This window comes from Streptomyces sp. NPDC090798, assembly GCF_044768965.1.
GTDB lineage: Bacteria > Actinomycetota > Actinomycetes > Streptomycetales > Streptomycetaceae > Streptomyces.
Genome location: NZ_JBIVXA010000014.1, coordinates 134,937 through 150,915, shown reverse-complemented (window position 1 = coordinate 150,915; position 15,979 = coordinate 134,937). Strand labels below are relative to the sequence as shown.

Annotated in this window: 15 protein-coding genes; 10 read left to right on the top strand and 5 right to left on the bottom strand. The window is 72.1% G+C overall.

The window, feature by feature from the left end:
* The first annotated feature begins 177 nt into the window (after positions 1-177).
* The gene (locus tag ACIQTP_RS28840) at positions 178-504 is read left to right on the top strand and encodes a hypothetical protein (RefSeq protein ID WP_402049527.1); all 327 of its coding nucleotides are present in this window, start codon (positions 178-180) and stop codon (positions 502-504) included.
* A 52-nt stretch (positions 505-556) separates the two neighbouring features.
* Here ACIQTP_RS28840 and ACIQTP_RS28835 read toward each other — a convergent pair whose 3' ends face one another.
* Positions 557-1,546, bottom strand: a complete 990-nt coding sequence (locus ACIQTP_RS28835) for a hypothetical protein (RefSeq protein WP_403404968.1) — start codon at positions 1,544-1,546, stop codon at positions 557-559.
* 105 nt (positions 1,547-1,651) lie between these two features.
* Here ACIQTP_RS28835 and ACIQTP_RS28830 point away from each other — a divergent pair, with 105 nt between their 5' ends.
* Complete coding sequence (locus ACIQTP_RS28830; protein WP_403404965.1) at positions 1,652-2,104, top strand: DUF4442 domain-containing protein; 453 nt, start codon at positions 1,652-1,654, stop codon at positions 2,102-2,104.
* 89 nt (positions 2,105-2,193) lie between these two features.
* Here the strand turns inward: ACIQTP_RS28830 and ACIQTP_RS28825 are convergent, their stop codons facing one another.
* Positions 2,194-3,279: a LacI family DNA-binding transcriptional regulator gene (locus ACIQTP_RS28825; protein ID WP_403404962.1), complete on the bottom strand. Its 1,086-nt coding sequence runs from the start codon at positions 3,277-3,279 to the stop codon at positions 2,194-2,196.
* A gap of 90 nt (positions 3,280-3,369) precedes the next feature.
* The gene (locus ACIQTP_RS28820) at positions 3,370-5,757 is read right to left on the bottom strand and encodes a beta-galactosidase (RefSeq protein ID WP_403404959.1); all 2,388 of its coding nucleotides are present in this window, start codon (positions 5,755-5,757) and stop codon (positions 3,370-3,372) included.
* Positions 5,758-6,249: 492 nt separating this feature from the next.
* Between ACIQTP_RS28820 and ACIQTP_RS28815 the strand changes: the two genes are divergently transcribed.
* From ACIQTP_RS28815 to ACIQTP_RS28795, 5 genes are all read left to right on the top strand, one after another.
* Entirely contained in the window at positions 6,250-8,097 is a 1,848-nt protein-coding gene (locus ACIQTP_RS28815; RefSeq protein ID WP_403404956.1) for a TIGR03767 family metallophosphoesterase, read from the top strand.
* A 259-nt stretch (positions 8,098-8,356) separates the two neighbouring features.
* Complete coding sequence (locus ACIQTP_RS28810) at positions 8,357-10,063, top strand: glycoside hydrolase family 3 protein (protein ID WP_403404953.1); 1,707 nt, start codon at positions 8,357-8,359, stop codon at positions 10,061-10,063.
* Positions 10,018-10,755: a glycoside hydrolase family 3 C-terminal domain-containing protein gene (locus ACIQTP_RS28805; RefSeq protein WP_403405172.1), complete on the top strand. Its 738-nt coding sequence runs from the start codon at positions 10,018-10,020 to the stop codon at positions 10,753-10,755. The genes ACIQTP_RS28810 and ACIQTP_RS28805 overlap by 46 nt, the downstream gene beginning before the upstream one ends.
* 120 nt (positions 10,756-10,875) lie before the next feature.
* Positions 10,876-11,286 carry a carboxylesterase family protein gene (locus ACIQTP_RS28800; RefSeq protein WP_403405169.1) on the top strand — a complete coding sequence of 137 codons (411 nt, stop codon included), beginning with the start codon at positions 10,876-10,878 and terminating at the stop codon, positions 11,284-11,286.
* 349 nt (positions 11,287-11,635) lie between these two features.
* Positions 11,636-12,286 (top strand): DedA family protein, encoded by a 651-nt coding sequence (locus ACIQTP_RS28795; RefSeq protein ID WP_403404950.1) that lies wholly within the window; start codon positions 11,636-11,638, stop codon positions 12,284-12,286.
* Between the two features lie 97 nt (positions 12,287-12,383).
* On the opposite strand, the gene ACIQTP_RS28790 is transcribed toward ACIQTP_RS28795, so the two are convergent.
* The gene (locus tag ACIQTP_RS28790; protein WP_403404947.1) at positions 12,384-12,914 is read right to left on the bottom strand and encodes a gamma carbonic anhydrase family protein; all 531 of its coding nucleotides are present in this window, start codon (positions 12,912-12,914) and stop codon (positions 12,384-12,386) included.
* Positions 12,915-13,044: 130 nt separating this feature from the next.
* Here ACIQTP_RS28790 and ACIQTP_RS28785 point away from each other — a divergent pair, with 130 nt between their 5' ends.
* Complete coding sequence (locus ACIQTP_RS28785) at positions 13,045-13,812, top strand: acyltransferase (protein WP_403404945.1); 768 nt, start codon at positions 13,045-13,047, stop codon at positions 13,810-13,812.
* A 16-nt stretch (positions 13,813-13,828) separates the two neighbouring features.
* On the opposite strand, the gene ACIQTP_RS28780 is transcribed toward ACIQTP_RS28785, so the two are convergent.
* Positions 13,829-14,695 carry an EamA family transporter gene (locus ACIQTP_RS28780; protein ID WP_403404942.1) on the bottom strand — a complete coding sequence of 289 codons (867 nt, stop codon included), beginning with the start codon at positions 14,693-14,695 and terminating at the stop codon, positions 13,829-13,831.
* A gap of 107 nt (positions 14,696-14,802) precedes the next feature.
* Here ACIQTP_RS28780 and ACIQTP_RS28775 point away from each other — a divergent pair, with 107 nt between their 5' ends.
* A complete protein-coding gene (locus ACIQTP_RS28775) occupies positions 14,803-15,375 on the top strand; it encodes a helix-turn-helix domain-containing protein (protein WP_403404939.1) in 573 nt (190 codons plus the stop codon).
* A gap of 43 nt (positions 15,376-15,418) precedes the next feature.
* Entirely contained in the window at positions 15,419-15,976 is a 558-nt protein-coding gene (locus ACIQTP_RS28770) for a YbaK/EbsC family protein (protein ID WP_403404937.1), read from the top strand.
* Positions 15,977-15,979: the final 3 nt, after the last annotated feature.

Here is a 15,979-nt window from a genome sequence, read left to right as displayed (position 1 = left end):
GACTATCCCCGCCGGTGTCCCCACGCGCAACATCGTGCGCCGGCCGCGGGCCGACTCCCCGGTCGCCGTGCCGACGGCTTCTTTGACGCTGGTCGCGGCGTCTTCTAGGGTGATCATGTCATGTTCATGATGATTTGCCCCCTCCAGGAACGATTCGTTCCCAAGGAAAGGAGCGTCATGCGAAAGCATGTTGCATCTCTGTTCGCCACGGCCGCGCTGGTGGGCGCGGCCCTCCCCGTCGCGGCCGCGATGCCCGCCTCGGCGGCCGCGTTCTCCTGCCAGCCGGTCAGCCACAGCTACACCGTCAGTCAGGAGAAGGTGGCTGTCCACGCCACACCGTCGCCTCGGGGCAGCGTGACCGGCTACAAGTACAAGGACAACAAGGTGCACGCCGACTACGCCTGCAGCAACAGCACCGGCAACTGGGTGTGCATCGGCCAGTGTCACGTCGACGAAGACGCGATCACGGGCCGCTGGGTCTTCCGCAACTACCTGAAGGGCTGAGGCCCCCGGCGTTCCGGCCCGCCCGTCGGGGCGGGCCGGTGTGCCACCGGGGTCAGCCGCCGGTCGGGGTCCCGTGCAGCCGGACCGTGCCGAGGATCTTCATGAGGGTCGCCTTGGAGACCTCGTCCTTCACGCCCTTGGCCCCGAAGAAGTTGAACGACACGAAATCGGCGGCGGAGTTCTTGAAGCCGAACGTGAGTGCCTTGCCGTCGCTCGCGCACTTGCCCTTGTCGGGTGTGTTGGTCGACTGGGCCCACCCGACGCTGCCCGTGATGCCCGAGGTGGTCGTGAAGGGCGTGGCCTTCTTGTCGTACGAGAGGCTCTTCTTGTCGGGCTGGGTGTAGCCGCCGAAGACCCACCAGACGGGGGTGTTGATCGCGATCTCGTCGCTGTTCTTGGCGCCGCTGGCGCCCTTGGTACCCACCACGGCCAGCGGGGTGTCCTGGGTCCGGCCGTCCTTGTCGTCGTCCGAGGTGCACCACTTGGACTTGTACTCGGCGGTGCCCGACATCGTGATTCCCTTGTCCTCCTCCTTCGGGAACTCGAAGCCGATCCCGAGGCCGGGGGACTGGACCTCCCAGTCCGCCGGCACGTCGAAGGCGATCCCCCATTTGGGGTTCACCACGACCTTCCAGCCGGCGATGGTCGGCTTCTCCGTCTCCGTGCCGCGCGGGTTGTCGTCCGACGTGGACGCCGAGTCGCTCGGGTCCGTCGATGCCGACGTCGACGGGCCGGAGGTGTTGTTCGTGCCGCCCCCGGCCTTGTCGTCCTTGTTCCCGCCGAGGACCAGGAAGCCCGTCACGCCCGCGGCCACCACTACGGCCGTGGCCGCGATGATCGCCACGAGCTTCGTCCGGTTGCCGCCGTCGCCCCCGCCCTGCGGTGGCTGCGGCGCGCCCATGCCCGCGGGGGTGCCCCACTGCGGCTGCTGCCCGTAGGGATTGGGCTGCTGATAGCCGGGCTGTTGGTACGGATTCGGCTGCTGGTACGGGCTGTTCTGCGGGTTCTGCTCGCCCCCGGGCGGCTGCTGTCCTGGCCACATGGGCGCTAACCCTAGTGGCACCAGGGAAACGATTCGGTCACTGCCCCTTGTCAGGGACGCATCGAAATCTGGCCAGATCCGGCTACTCATGAGTAACATGCCGCTATGAGCGCAGACCAGATGACGATCGGCGAGATGCTCGCCGCCACGGTGCCGATGGCCCGGACGCTGAACCTCGAGTTCGTGGAGACCACCCCGGAGAAGGCCGTGGTGGCCCTGCCGGACCAGAGCGACTATCACAACCATGTCGGCGGGCCGCACGCCGGAGCGATGTTCACCCTCGGCGAGTCGGCGAGCGGGGCGATCGTGCTCGCCGCGTTCGGGGAGCAGCTGTCGCGCGCCGTGCCGCTCGCGGTCAGCGCCGAGATCGCGTACAAGAAGCTCGCGATGGGCCCCGTGACGGCCACCGCGACCCTCGGCCGCCCGGCCGCGGAGGTCGTCGCCGAGCTCGACGCGGGTCAGCGTCCCGAGTTCCCCGTGGCCATCGCCATCCAGCGCGCGGACGGCGCCGTCACGGGCGAGATGACCGTCGTCTGGACCCTGCGGCCGAACGCCTGAGCCGAGCTAGCGGAACGGCGGCGGGTCCCCTCGGCCGGGCGTCGAGTGGGCCCGCCCGGCGTTTCCCGCCGCGTCGACGTTGCCGCGCGTCACCGCTTCCGCGGCGTGGGCCCCGTGCTGCGGCGTACGACGAGCCGGACCGGCTCGATGTGATCGATCCGGGGCTTCGCCGAACCGTCGATGCGCGACAGCAGCAGCTGAAGCGAACGTCGGCCTGCCGCGGCGAAGTCGGTGCGCACGGTCGTCAGCGGGGGCAGCATGTGGGCGGCCTCGGGGATGTCGTCGTAGCCGACGACGCTGACGTCGTCCGGAACGTGCCGCCCGGCCTCGTGCAGGGCGCGCAGCACGCCGAGCGCCATCTGGTCGTTGGAGGCGAACACCGCCGTGACCTCGGGGCGCCCGGCCAGCCGGCCGCCCAGCGCGTACCCGGAGTCCGCGCTCCAGTCGCCGATGAGCGGCTCGGGGACCTCGGCCCCCGCCGCCCGAAGGGTGTCGCGCCACGCTTCCAGGCGGCGCTCGGCGGACAGCCAGCCCGTGGGCCCCGCGATGTGGTGGACCGTGCCGTGGCCGAGCTTCAGCAGGTGCTCGGTGGCCTGGCGCGCTCCGTCGCGGGAGTCCGCGGTGACGTAGGAGGCGTCGTCCCCGAGGTCGTTCTCCAGGACCATCAGGGGGACGTCGAGCGCCGCCTCCGCCAGGGCCCTGCCCACCCAGCGCTGCGGTGCGATGGCGAGCAGGCCGTCCGCCCCCTCGGCCGACAGCGTGTGCACGGCGCGCACCAGGGTGTCCCGGTCGGCCGTCTCGAGCGCGATGGAACTGACCAGGTAACCGGCCTCCTGGGCGGCGGAGTTGATCGCGGTCAGGATGGAGGCGGGCCCGTAACGCGCCGCGTCGAACGAGATCACCCCGAGCATCCGCGTCCTGCCACTGGCCAGGGAACGCGCGCTGCGGCTCGGCCGGTAGCCGAGCGTGCGCATGGCGGTCACGACGGCCTCCCGGGTCTCGGGCCGCACAGCGGGACTGTCGTTGAGCACCCGGGAGACCGTCTGCTTCGAGACACCGGCCAGACGGGCCACGTCGTCCATCACCGGGCGCGCCCCCGCGAAGCTGCGCCGGCTGCGTCCCTTGGGGCCCTCGGTTCCCTGGGGGACGGCGCCGTCCGTGGCACCTCGGGTCATGGGGGCGCAACCTCCGACGTCTCGGCGGCGGTCTGTACCGATCCGCCCGGCAGGCCCACAGGATAGGCCCGCCTGCCGCGTCGGCCGCCGCTAGGCACTGTCCGCCGTGATCGCCCAGGTGCGGGTGGTCACCCACTCGACGCGCCACAAGGCCGCCCGTCCCGTGACGTCGCCCGTCTGCTCGGGCACGTACACCGGAGCGCCGGCGGCCCGGGGCAGCAGCCGCAGCGTCAGGCCGTGGGCGCGCAGGGCTTCGGAGGGGAGCCGGTCGAGACCGAGGTCCCAGACGCGGCCGGAGAAGAACTGATCGGCGACGAGGGTGTCCCCGACGTACGCGCGCCCCACGTCGCCCGTCCAGTGAAGGCGCAGGAGCGTGCCGGACGGTTCACGCAGCAGCTCGTCCGGGACCTCCACGCGGTACTCGGCCGCGGAGGTCGTGAAGTGCTCGTCCGCCGGGGCGCTCGCGCGCCCCAGCGGGCCCTTCGTGAGCGCGGGCGGCGGTCCCGCGGGGCGCACCAGGGTGGCGGCGAGCGTGGTGTCCTCGGCGTCGACCCCTTCGGCGATCGTGCAGCGGGTGAACGGGCCGACGGCCGTCGTCGACAGCGGAGTTCCGGCCACCGTCAACTCCCATTCCGGCGCGGGGAGTACGGCGAAGGAGGGCCGCGTCGCCGAGCTGTGCACGCGGAGTCCGTCCTGGTCGAAGACGACCCCGTCCGGGCAGAGCACCAGCCGCTCGGCCCCCCAGGCCGTGCCCCGGTAGGCGGTGCGGGCGCTGCCGGCGTCGAGCACGAGCAGGCCGATGTCGTCGCCGTCCGCGGTCTTGACCTGGACCAGGGCGTCGGTGCCGGGGCGCAGACCGGTGATCAGGATCCGGTCGTCGGCCTCGGTGACCTCGCCGGAGGGCGTGTCGAGGGATGCGACCGTGCCCGCGTCCAGGGCGAGTTCGACCGGAACGCCGTCGGCGGCGGCCAGCACCAGGACCGTACGCCCGTCGTCCTGGACCCGGCAGACCGGCTGGGCGGTGGCCCAGTCGAGCCGTAGACCGGCGACGTTCAGACGCAGCGGCCAGCAGAAGTACGCGCCGGCCGGGACGGTGACCGGGGCGCTGGGCAACGTCAGGGCGGGAGCGTCGGGGAAGTCGACCGTGAAGGTCGTGCCGGGGTGGGCCGGCAGCGGTTCGTGCGGCTGGTGGTTGTTGACGAACAGGAAGCCGGAGGTGCCGTCGCCGCGCACGGCCCAGCGCAGGGTGTGCCGGTCGCACTGGGAGGCGGGCTGCCGCTCGGGCAGGACGGACTCCATGGGGGCGATCAGGTCGCCGAAGTCGGCCAGCAGCAGGTGCTGGAGGCGCAGTGCGTGGTACGAGGGCCGGACCTGGCCGTACTCGCCCAGCGGCGCCTGGAAGTCGTAGGTGAGGACGGGCAGGTCGTTGGGGTAGCCGGTGGCGTGGGACTCCTGGAGGGTGGTGAGCTCACCGGCCGGGTTCGTGCCGCCGTGGAACATGTAGTAGCCCTGCCAGACCGAACCGCAGCCGATCTTGGTGAGGCCGAGCGCGCCGATGTCGTCGGGCTCGACGCGCGGCCTGCGGTGGTAGGCGACGGCCATGCCGCCGCCGAGCTCGCAGGTGGCCCAGGGAAAGCGTTCCGTGGGCGCGGGGTCGCCGCCGCGTACGGTCGTCGGGCGCAGGTCGGCGCCGATGCCCTCGTCGTCGCGCTGATGGGTGAAGAAGAAGTGCGTGCGGCAGGTGTCCGCCCAGCCGCCGCCCGCCTCCGTCCAGAACGTCTCGGTGTAGCCGCCGTACAGCGGAAGCAGTTCGTCGGGTGGCAGTTGGACCCCGCCCCACGCGGTGGACGTCCACAGCGGCGCGCTCAGACCCGCCTCCTGCGCCATCCGCTTCAGGGTGAGGAGGTGGCCGGGCCGGTCGTAGAGCTCGTTCTCGATCTGGATCGCGACGATCGGACCGCCGTGCGCCCGGTCGAGTCCGCGCAGCTGTTCCGCGATCGCCGTGAACCAGCCGCGTACGGGCTCCAGATAGGCGGGATCGTCGGTGCGGGGAGCGCGGGTGCGGGCGAGCAGCCAGTCCGGGAAGCCGCCGTTGCGGACCTCCGCGTGGCACCAGGGGCCGATGCGCGGGATGAAGTCCAGGCCGTGCCGGGCGCACAACTCGGCGAAGCGCCGCAGATCGCGGTCGCCGTCGAAGCGGACGCGGCCCTCGGTCTCCTCGTGGTGGATCCAGATGACGTAACTGGCGACGACGGTGACCCCGCCCGCCTTCATCTTCAGCAGCTCCTCCTCCCAGTCCCGTGCCGGGTAGCGCGCGTAGTGGAACTCGCCGGAGACCGGGAACCAGGGGCGGCCGCCGCGCGTGAGGTAGCGGCTGGTCACCTCGATGGGGTCGGCCGCCTCCGGGGCGTCGGCGAAGGGGAGGTGGCCGGTCAGGGGCGGTGCGGGGGGCGCGGGGACGCGCAGGAGATGCGGCATCGGGACTTCTCCGGTCCGGGTTGGGGGCGGGCGTCGGTTTCGGCGGGGTGTGGGTGCGGTGCGGGTGTGGGGGTGGGTGCGGTGCGGGCACGGTGGGGCGGGCGCGACGGGGTGCGGTCACTCGTCCCCGTCCCCGGTTCCGTCCTCGGTCCCGGTCCCGTTCTCGAGCCTGGTACTTGGTACTTGGGGCTCGGGGCTCGGGGCTTGGGGCTTGGGGCTTGGGGCTTGGGAGCGTTCCCAGACTCAGTGATGTTATCGGTAACATGCCGCGCGTCAAGGGACTTTGAGGCCGATGGCGGAATGGTCCCGAACGCCGTCCACGGCGTCGCCGCCGGACCTCCCGCGGGCCGGGCGACGCCCTCGGAAACACCGGGGCCACGTGGCGTTCCGCCTGTTCCGGAGGCGTTCACGGCGAGGCCACGCCCGTGTCCCCGCGGCCTGGCTGAGTGGTTCCAGCAAGTGAATCGCTCGGAGGCACCGGAGGGTCGCCCCATGGCCGGAACCGCACCCGTATCCGCCGCCGTCAACCGTCGTCGATTTCTGCTCGCCTCAGGCGCCACGGCGGCGGCCGGCGTCGCCGGAACCAGCGCGGGGACGCTCCTCCCGCGCCAGCGCCGGCATCCCGCCGTCGAGCCCGCCGCACGGAGCGTCGTCGCCCAGCCGCCGCCCCGCGGCACCCCGCGAGCGGCGCCGTACGCCGTGACCACCCTGGAGACGACGGCCCGCCTCGGCGGCAGCGCCCACACCGGCACCTACCGACGGATGGTCTCGGGCCCCGGCTGGCCCCTGGTCGTCCGTAAGGAGCTCGCCACGCCCGGCTCCGGGCGCCAGGACCGGCGCACCCCGCTCGCGTGCTTCGTACAGTTCACCGACCTCCATCTCGCCGACGTGCAGAACCCGCTGCGCACCGAGTTCCTGCGCTCGCGCGGAGCCTCGTCGTGGCGGGCGCAGGAGGCGCTGACGGTGGCCGGGGCGGTCGCGCTCGTCGAGCAGGTGAACGCGCTCGGCGGCGGCCCGAACACCAGGCTGCGCCCAGCCTTCGTGATGACCACGGGCGACAACGTCGACAACAACTCCGCGATCGAGCTGGAGTGGTTCCTGACCGTGATGAGCGGCGGCCGGATCACGCCGAACACCGGTGACCCGCGGGCGTACGAAGGCGCCCAGAACTCCGGTCTTCCCCTGTACTGGCACCCTGGTGACCCCCACCTGCGCGACCTGGACAAGCGGCGCGGGCTGCCCCTCATCCCCGGCTTCCTCGACGCGGCCACCCGCCCGGTCACCAGCCCGGGGCTGCGCATCCCCTGGTACTCCACGGTCGGCAACCACGACGATCTGCCCGGCGGCTGCCTGTCGCCCGCGCTGAACGACTTCGCCGTCGGCTCCCGCAAACTGCTGTCGGTACCCGCCGCGGACGCGGCCGCCTACGCCAAGGCGCTCGGGTCGGGCGACGATCCGAAGAGCGAGGTGCTCAAGTCGATCCTGACCAGGAACGCGGCCTCGGCGCGGACCGTGACCGCCGACGAGCGGCGCCGGCTGTGCACCCCGCACGACTATCTGGCCGCGCATCTCGACCCCGCCCACGCCGGTGCCGGTCCGGTCGGCCACGGCTACACCCAGGACAACCTGGACGGCGAGCGGATGTACTACTCCTTCAAGGTGGCCGAGAACGTCCTCGGCATCAGCATCGACACGACGTACCGCAGCGGCCACTACGAGGGTTCACTTGGCGGCGACCAACTCCGCTGGCTGGAAAGGACCCTGGCCGCGCACAGCTCCCGGTCCTACGACGCGGACGGCCGGCTCGTCCGCAACACCGGGGCCGACGACGCCCACATCCTGGTCTTCAGCCACCACCACAGCCCCAGCATGACCCGCCGTCCCGACGCCGCCCGCACGGACGAGCCGCGCCACGACGGAGCGGAGGTCATCGCCCTGCTCGGCCGGTTCCCGAACGTGGTCGCCTGGATCAACGGGCACAGTCACGTCAACCGGATCACGCCGCACCCGCACGCGACGCCCGCCCGCTCCTTCTGGGAGGTCAACACCGCCTCCCACGTGGACTATCCGCACCACGCCCGGCTGATCGAGCTGGCAGACAACGGGGACGGGACGGTGTCCCTGTTCACCACCCTCGTCGAGTCCGCAGCGCCGCACCGCACCGCCCAGGACTTCGACGACCTCTCGGCGGTGGGACTCGCCTCCCTGTACCGGGAAGTGGCCTACAACGCTCCCGGCCTTGCCGAGAGCATGAAGGGCGGCGTCCAGGAGGGCTGGGCGGGCGGCGCAGGGGACCGCAACGCGGAACTGGTGGTGGCGGGAGGCCCGGCGGCGGCATAACCGGCCGCCCTCGCTGCGGTCCCTGCCATGGTCTCTGCTGTGGTCCCTTCGGTTGTTGTCGGGGCCTCGGCCGTTCCTGTTCATTTCATTGACACGAGTCACCGGCGGTCATAGTTTTCGCGCCGTACCCGTGCTGTGTGACGGCGTGTCATGTTGGTTCTGGACCTGGTGTGTTCAAGGGCCGAAGGCGGCCGTTGTCGTCGGCGCGCGTACCTGCGGGTCACGACGACGTGTCCGCGCACCGAAGGAGTGACGGCTCATGTCCCACACCTTTTCCCGGCGTTCGACCCTGCGTCTGCTGGGCGGCGCCATCGCGGTCGCCGCGGCGGCCACCACCACCGGTTCCGTTCCGCTCGCCCGGGCGGAGTCCAGATCCGGCGCCGGCCCTCGCGTAGAGGGTTTGATGGTCAAGCTCACTCTCGACGAGAAGATCTCCCTGCTGCACGGCGCCACCGACCCCGCCTCGCTCGGCCAGGCCGGGTACACACCCGGAGTACCCCGCCTCGGCATCCCCCCGCTCCGCCTCGCCGACGGCCCCGCCGGAGTCCGCGTCACCCGGCACGCCACCGCCCTGCCCGCCCCGGTGCTTCTCGCCTCCGCCTTCGACCCCGGCCTGGCCCGCCGCTACGGGCAGGTCATCGGGCGCGAGGGCCGCGCCCTCGGCCAGGACGTGCTGCTCTCCCCGATGGTCAATCTCATCCGCACCCCGTACGCGGGCTGCAACTTCGAGACCTTCGGCGAGGACCCGCTGCTCGCCGGCGACCTGGTCGCGGCCGAGATCCGCGGTATCCAGGGCGAGGGCCTCATCGCGACGGTCAAGCACTTCGCGCTGAACAACCAGGAGCAGGACCGCATGTCCGTCGACGTGCGGGTCGACGAGCAGACCATGCACGAGGTCGAACTGCGCGGCTTCGAGGCGGCCGTCGCCGCCCGCACCGGCGCGGTCATGGGCGCGTACAACAAGGTCAACGGCACCTTCGCCTGCGAGAACAAGACGCTCCTCACCGGCATCCTGCGCGAGCGGTGGGGCTTCGGCGGCTGGGTGATGACCGACTGGTTCGCGGCCCACAGCACCGTCACCGCCCTCACCGCCGGCCTCGACATGGAGATGCCGGACGGGACGTACTTCGGGGCCGCCCTGAAGTCGGCCGTGCAGAGCGGCGCCGTGGCCGAGTCCTACGTCGACCGGGCCGTACGCCGCGTCCTCGCCGTGATGGACCGCTTCGGGCTGCTAGACGGCAGCGTTCCGCCCCGTCCCGCCCGCGACCCGAAAGCGGGCGCGGCCGTCGCCCTGGAGGTCGCCAAGGCGGGTGCGACCCTCCTGCGCAACAGGCGTCAAGCGCTGCCCCTGACCGGGGCCGCCGCCCGCAGCATCGCTGTCGTCGGCCCCACCGGCTCCCTGCCGTTCGTCAGCGGCGGCGGCAGCGCGCACGTCGTCCCGGACCACGCCGACAGCCCGCTCGACGCCATCCGCTCCCGCGCGGGAGGCGGCGCCCGGGTGTCGTACGCCCTCGGCGAGGACCTCTTCGGCAAGGCGATCCCCGACGGGGCGCTGACCGCGGGCATCGACGCCGAGGGCCAGAGCGTCGCCGCCGGAGGGGCCTGGACGTACACGGGGACGCTCACCGTCGCGGACGCCGACGAGTGGACCTTCGTCATCCACTACTCCGGCATCCGGCCCACGGTGCTCGTCGACGGCGTCGAGCTCTTCCCGCCGCTGCCCGGCTACGGCGAGTACTTCAGCGGCGGTCTGGTCTCCGCGGCGCCCGACGGACTCGCCGTACGCCGCAAGGCCCTGAACCTCTCCCGGGGCGCGCACCAGGTCTCCATCACCGCCCAGGGCGCCGACACGGGACAGCTGTTCCGGCTGCGGCGCGTCACCGGGGCGTCCTCTTCGCCTACGAGGACGCCACCGAGGGCCTGGACCGCGGCACCCTCGCGCTGCCCGGGAACCAGGAGCGGCTGATCAAGGCCGTCGCCGCGGCCAACCCCCGGACGGCCGTCGTCCTCAACACCTCCTCCTCGACCTCGATGCCCTGGCTGGACGGCACGGCCGCCGTGCTCCAGATGTACTACCCGGGCCAGGAGGGCGCGGCCGCCACCGCCGCCGTCCTGTTCGGCGACTGCGATCCCGGCGGCCGGCTCACCCAGTCCTTCGCGGTCGACGACGCCCACCACCCGGTCGCCGGCGACCCGCGGCGCTACCCCGGCGTGAATGGCACCGAGCAGTACTCGGAGGGGATCCATGTCGGCTACCGCTGGTACGACGCGCAGGGCGTACACCCGCTGTTCCCCTTCGGGCACGGACTCTCGTACACCTCGTTCGCGTACGAGGATCTGCGGGTCCGGGGGAACGAGGTCGGCTTCACCGTGCGCAACACCGGGCGGCGCGACGGCGTCGAGGTGGCGCAGGTCTACCTGGGACCGTCGCCGGATCTCCGGCTCGACCAGGCCGTACGGCTGCTGGCCGGGTACCGGCGGCTCGCGCTGCGGGCGGGGGAGCGGCGGCGGGCGACGGTGCGCCTCGACCGGCGCACGCTGTCGTCCTGGGACGCCGGGCGGCACGACTGGGTCCTCGGCACCGGGCGGCGCTCGGTGTGGGTGGGGTCGTCGTCGCGGGATCTGCGGCTGCGCGGCAGCGTGGAGGTGGGCGCGTGAACAGGGGGCGGATCCTCCGATCCGGCCGCCTGCGCACGCTGATGCTGGGCGCGACGGTCCTCGCCGCCGCGCGTCACCGTCGCGGGCGAGTCGGCGGGCGGCCGCTCGGTCTGCACCCAGCTGGCCTCGCCGACCTCGAAGGGCCTGTACCGGGCGGGGATCGTCGAGAGCGGCGCGTACGGGAACTGCGCGGCGCGCACCCACGAGGCGGCCGTGGCCGCCGGCGCGGCCTTCGCACGGAAGGTGGGCTGCGCCGATCTGTCGGCGGCGTGTCTGCGCGGCAAGTCGTCCGCGGCGATCCTCGCCGCCCAGGGCGGATTCGACTGGGGGCCCGTCGTCGGCGGCGCCTTCCTGCCGGTACAGCCCTTCGAGGCGTACGCGAAGGGGGCCGCGGCCCGGGTCCCCGTACTGAACGGGGCGAACGAGGACGAGGGGCGGCTGTTCGCCGCACCTCGCCGCCGTTCGCCTCGCCGCGCGATCTGCACACGGGCTTCGACTTCGGGGCGACCCATTGGAACCCTCCCCCGCTGAAGCAGGGGGATTCCTGGCTCAGGTTGCCTGCGGGTCCAGCGGACCTACGGGTCTTACACCCTCAACGCCAGTGGACGGTCTTTCGCCCTGGAGGCGCAACCCGTGCCCTGCCCTGCTCCGCAGGAGTCCGCGTGCCGCCGGGCAGCCCTCGATGCCCGGCGGTGTCGGGTCCGGTGCTCTCGCTGCGGACCGTCTCCCGGGGCGGAAACGTCGTGAGCGCGACCGTCCACCGGGAGCATCGCTGCGACCTGTGGGACGCCGCCCCGCGAGGCTGAGCGGTAGGCTTCCCGGCGTGTGCCCGTCGTCGCGGGCGCACGCCGGGAAGTGTGCGATTCGGGAGGAACCGGCGTTGGACGTCCAGCATTGGCTCGAGACGGTGCCCGCGGTCAGCATCTATGCGCTGGTGGCCCTGGTCATCGGCCTGGAGAGCCTGGGCATCCCGTTGCCCGGCGAGATCATCCTGGTCTCGGCGGCGCTGTTGTCCTCGCAGCACTCGGGTATCAACCCCGTCATCCTCGGGGCGTGCGCCGGCATCGGCGCGATCGTCGGCGACTCCATCGGCTATGCCATCGGCCGCAAGGGCGGGCGCCCCCTGCTGGCCTGGCTGGGCGCGAAGTTCCCCAGGCACTTCAGCGAGGGGCACGTCGCGACCGCCGAGCGGTCCTTCCAGAAGTGGGGCATGTGGGCCGTCTTCTTCGGCCGGTTCATCGCGCTGCTGCGGATCTTCGCGGGGCCGCTCGCGGGTGTGCTGAAGATGCCGTACTGGAAGTTCCTGATCGCCAATGTACTGGGCGGGATCATCTGGGCCGGGGGTACCACCGCGGTCATCTACTACGTGGGTGTCGTCGCCGAGTCCTGGCTGAAGCGGTTCTCGTGGGTCGGGCTCGTGGTGGCCGTGCTCATCGGGCTTGCCTCGATGCTGATCGTGAAGCGCAAGGCGAAGAAGGCGGCGGCGGAGATCGAGGCGGGGGAGCGGGAGCCGGTGGCGGCTGCCGAGTAGCTCTTGTCGTCGGGTGCGTGCGGGCTGTGCGTTGCTGGTCGCGCCCACGCGGCGCAGCCGCGCAATGACACAGCCCCGCGCCCCTGCGGGGCGCCCCTCAGCCTCCGTGCGCCTGCTTGTGCGTCTTCGCCAGGTCCACGTAGAAGGTGCCGTTCAGAGTGAGGCCCTGGCGTTCCTCCTCCGTCAGGGGGCGCTTGACCTTGGCGGGGACTCCGGCCACCAGGGAGCCCGGCGGGACCCGCATCCCCTGGGGGACCAGGGCCTGGGCCGCCACGAGGGAACCGGCGCCGATCACCGCGCCGTTGAGGACCGTGGCGCCCATGCCGATCAGACAGTCGTCCTCGACCGTCGCACCGTGCAGCACGGCGTTGTGGCCGACCGAGACGCGCTCGCCGACCGTGATCGGGAAGCCGGGGTCGACGTGGAGGGTGCAGTTGTCCTGGATGTTGCTGTCGGCGCCGATGACGATCGGACCGAAGTCGGCCCGCAGTACCGCGCCGTACCAGACGCTCGCGCCCGCGTGCAGGGTGACGTCCCCGATCACCACGGACGTCGGTGCCGCGAACGCCTCCGGGTCCACCTGCGGGTCCTTGCCGCCGATCCCCATGATCAGCGCCTGCTGCGTCATCAGCTTCTCCTCGTTGTCGTCGGCGGCGGCGGTACAGCGGCACCGTATGCCATCGCTCCCGGCCCCGGTGGGGCGAAGATCACAGCGGTGATCTCTGCTGGGCCCAGGTCGCCCTGAGTACGGTGAGCGGGTGCCCAGCAACAGGAACGTGTTCTCATCATGGCGGCGCCGCCTCGCGCAGCGCGCCGTCCACGCGGGCTGGGCCTGGGTGCAGCGCACGGGTTCGGTGACGGCCGAGCGCCCGGGGCGGCTGCGCTTCGGCGCGATGGGAACGGGTACCAGACTCGCCTTCCCGCTCGGCACCGTCTTCGGTGAACCCTGGATCCATCTCGGCGCCCACTGCATCGTCGGCGAACAGGTCACGCTCACCGCCGGTCTGATGCCCGACCTCGACCTCGGCGCCGACCCGATCCTGCGCATCGGTGACGGTGTGGTGCTCGGCCGCGGCAGCCATGTCATCGCCGACACGACGGTCACGATCGGCAGCGACTGCTACTTCGGGCCGTATGTGTACGTGACGTCCACGAACCACTCGTACGACGATCCGCACGAGCCGATCGGCAAGCAGTGGCCCCGGATGGAACCGGTGGAGATCGGATCCGGCTGCTGGATCGGCACCGGGGCGGTGATCCTGCCGGGGGCGCGGATCGGGCGGAACGTCGTGGTGGCCGCCGGTGCGGTGGTGCGCGGCGCGGTGCCGGACCACTCGGTCGTCGCGGGGGCGCCCGCACGGGTCGTACGGCGCTGGGACGCGGCCGACGGCTGGCAGCCGCCGCTGCGGACGCCCGCGCCGGTCCCGATTCCCGACGGGGTGACACCGGAGCAACTGCTCGCGCTGTCGGAGCTGGACGAGGAGACCGTGGAGCGGCTGGCGGAGCTGGACGCCGAGTCGTCCTGAAGTCGATCGGTACCGATCAGCCGGTGGCCAGCAGTATCGTGCCGACCAGTGCCAGGCCCGCGCCCGCCGCCTGGATCACGCGCAGCCGTTCACTGAGGAAGCCGCGTGCGGCCAGGGCCGTGACCACCGGATAGAGCGAGGCGAGGACGGCGGCCACCGTGACCGGGCCGTGCTGGGCGGCGACGGAGTACGTGCCGTTCGCCGCGACGTCCGCGAGGCCGACGAAGGCGAGCGCGGGCAGGGAGTGCCAGGGGAAGCCGCCCTCGGGGAGGGCGGCGGCGCCGCGTCGCACGGAGACGAGGAGCGCCGCGCCACCGGTGGCGACGTTGGTCAGACGCTGCACGAACAGCGCGAGGAACAGCCCGGTCACCGACGAGGACGCCTCCGCGATCAGCGCGAACACCGTGCCGAAGCCGAGTGCGGCGATCAGGGCGAGGAGGACCGCCTGCCGTTGCACGGGGGCGCCTCTCAACTGGGGCCCGCCGGCGAGCACGACGCCCACGACGGCGACCGCGATGCCTGCCACCTGCGTCAGTCCGGGGCGCTCCCCGAGGAAGAGTCCCACGGTGATGGGGACGGCCACGGCGAGGGAGCCGAGTGGGGAGACGACGCCCATCGGGCCCAGGGCGAGCGCCTTGTAGAAGGAGAGCAGCGCGACGGGTCCCACGAGTCCCGCGGCGAACGCGAACCACAGCTGCGGTCCCGCCGCGCTCCAGCCGCCGGTCACGACCACGATCGCGCCCAGTACCACCGCCGCGATCGACTGCGAGACGACGACCACGGTGAGCGCGGGCGTGCGCCGGGTCAGCAGCCCTCCGCCGAAGTCGGCCAGGCCCCACAGGAGGCTGGTGCCCAGGGCGAAGAGCGCTGTCTGTGCCGTCATCGGGCCCCTCGCAGTACAGTTCAGTGAACGATCAGGTGCACCACAGCATAGTTCATTCTATTGAACTCTGTAATCTAGAATATTGGACGCAGACTATTGGACGGAATGTGTCGGATCTCGACCTGCTGACCCAGTCCCTGGCGCGCAACGTCAAGCGCTGGCGCACCGAGCGCGGCTTCACCCTGGACGTGCTCGCCGGCCGCGCCGGAGTCAGCCGCGGCATGCTCATCCAGATCGAGCAGGCCAGGACCAACCCCAGCATCGGTACCGTCGTGAAGATCGGTGACGCGCTCGGCGTCAGCATCACGACCCTCCTCGACTACGAGCAGGGCCCCAAGGTCCGGATCGTCCCGGCCGAGCAGGCCGTACGGCTGTGGCACACGGACGCGGGCAGCTACAACCGCCTCCTCGCGGGCACCGAGGCGCCCGGACCGCTGGAGATGTGGGACTGGCGGCTGATGCCGGGCGACGGCAGCCCCTCGGACCCGCACCCCACCGGGACGGTCGAACTCGTCCACGTCATGGCGGGCGAACTCACCCTCAGCGTCGACGGGACCGACTACCGCGTCCCCGAGGGCGCGAGCGTGTCCTTCGAGGCCAACACCCCCCATACGTACGCCAACAAGGGCGACGTGCCGGTGGAGATGGTCATGGCGGTGTCGGTCCCGCTCGTGCGCTGAGACACCCGGCCGGGCGGACCGGAGCGGCTGTTAGCGTGCCGTCATGCGCGCTCCCATCGGACACTTCGACCATGCCACGGCCGCCCCCGACTGCCTCGAAGAGCTCACCCGCCCGGTCGCGGACGGTGTACGCCACTGGCGCGGCACCGTCCCCGCCGACCAGATCGTGTACGTCGACACGGACCCCGAGTGGGCCGACACCGCGACCTTCGTCGAGCACTACGGCAAGGAACTGCTGGACCAGTCCGCCAACTGCGTGGTGGTCGCCGGCCGACGCGGCGGCGAGACCACGCTCGCCGCCTGCGTGGTCCTCTCCGCGACCCGCGTCGACGTCAACGGCGCCGTCCGCCGCCAACTCGGCGCCCGCAAGGCCTCGTTCGCCCCGATGGACACCGCCACCGGCGAGAGCGGCATGGAGTACGGCGGTATCACCCCGATCGGACTGCCCGGCGACTGGCCGGTGCTGGTGGACCCGGCGGTCGTCGAGCTGCCGTACGTCCTGGTGGGCAGTGGCCGGCGGCGCGGGAAGCTGCTGGTACCGGGCAAGGCGTTCGCCGAACTGCCGAACGCGGTGGTGCTGGAGGGGCTGGGCATCGCCTGACCG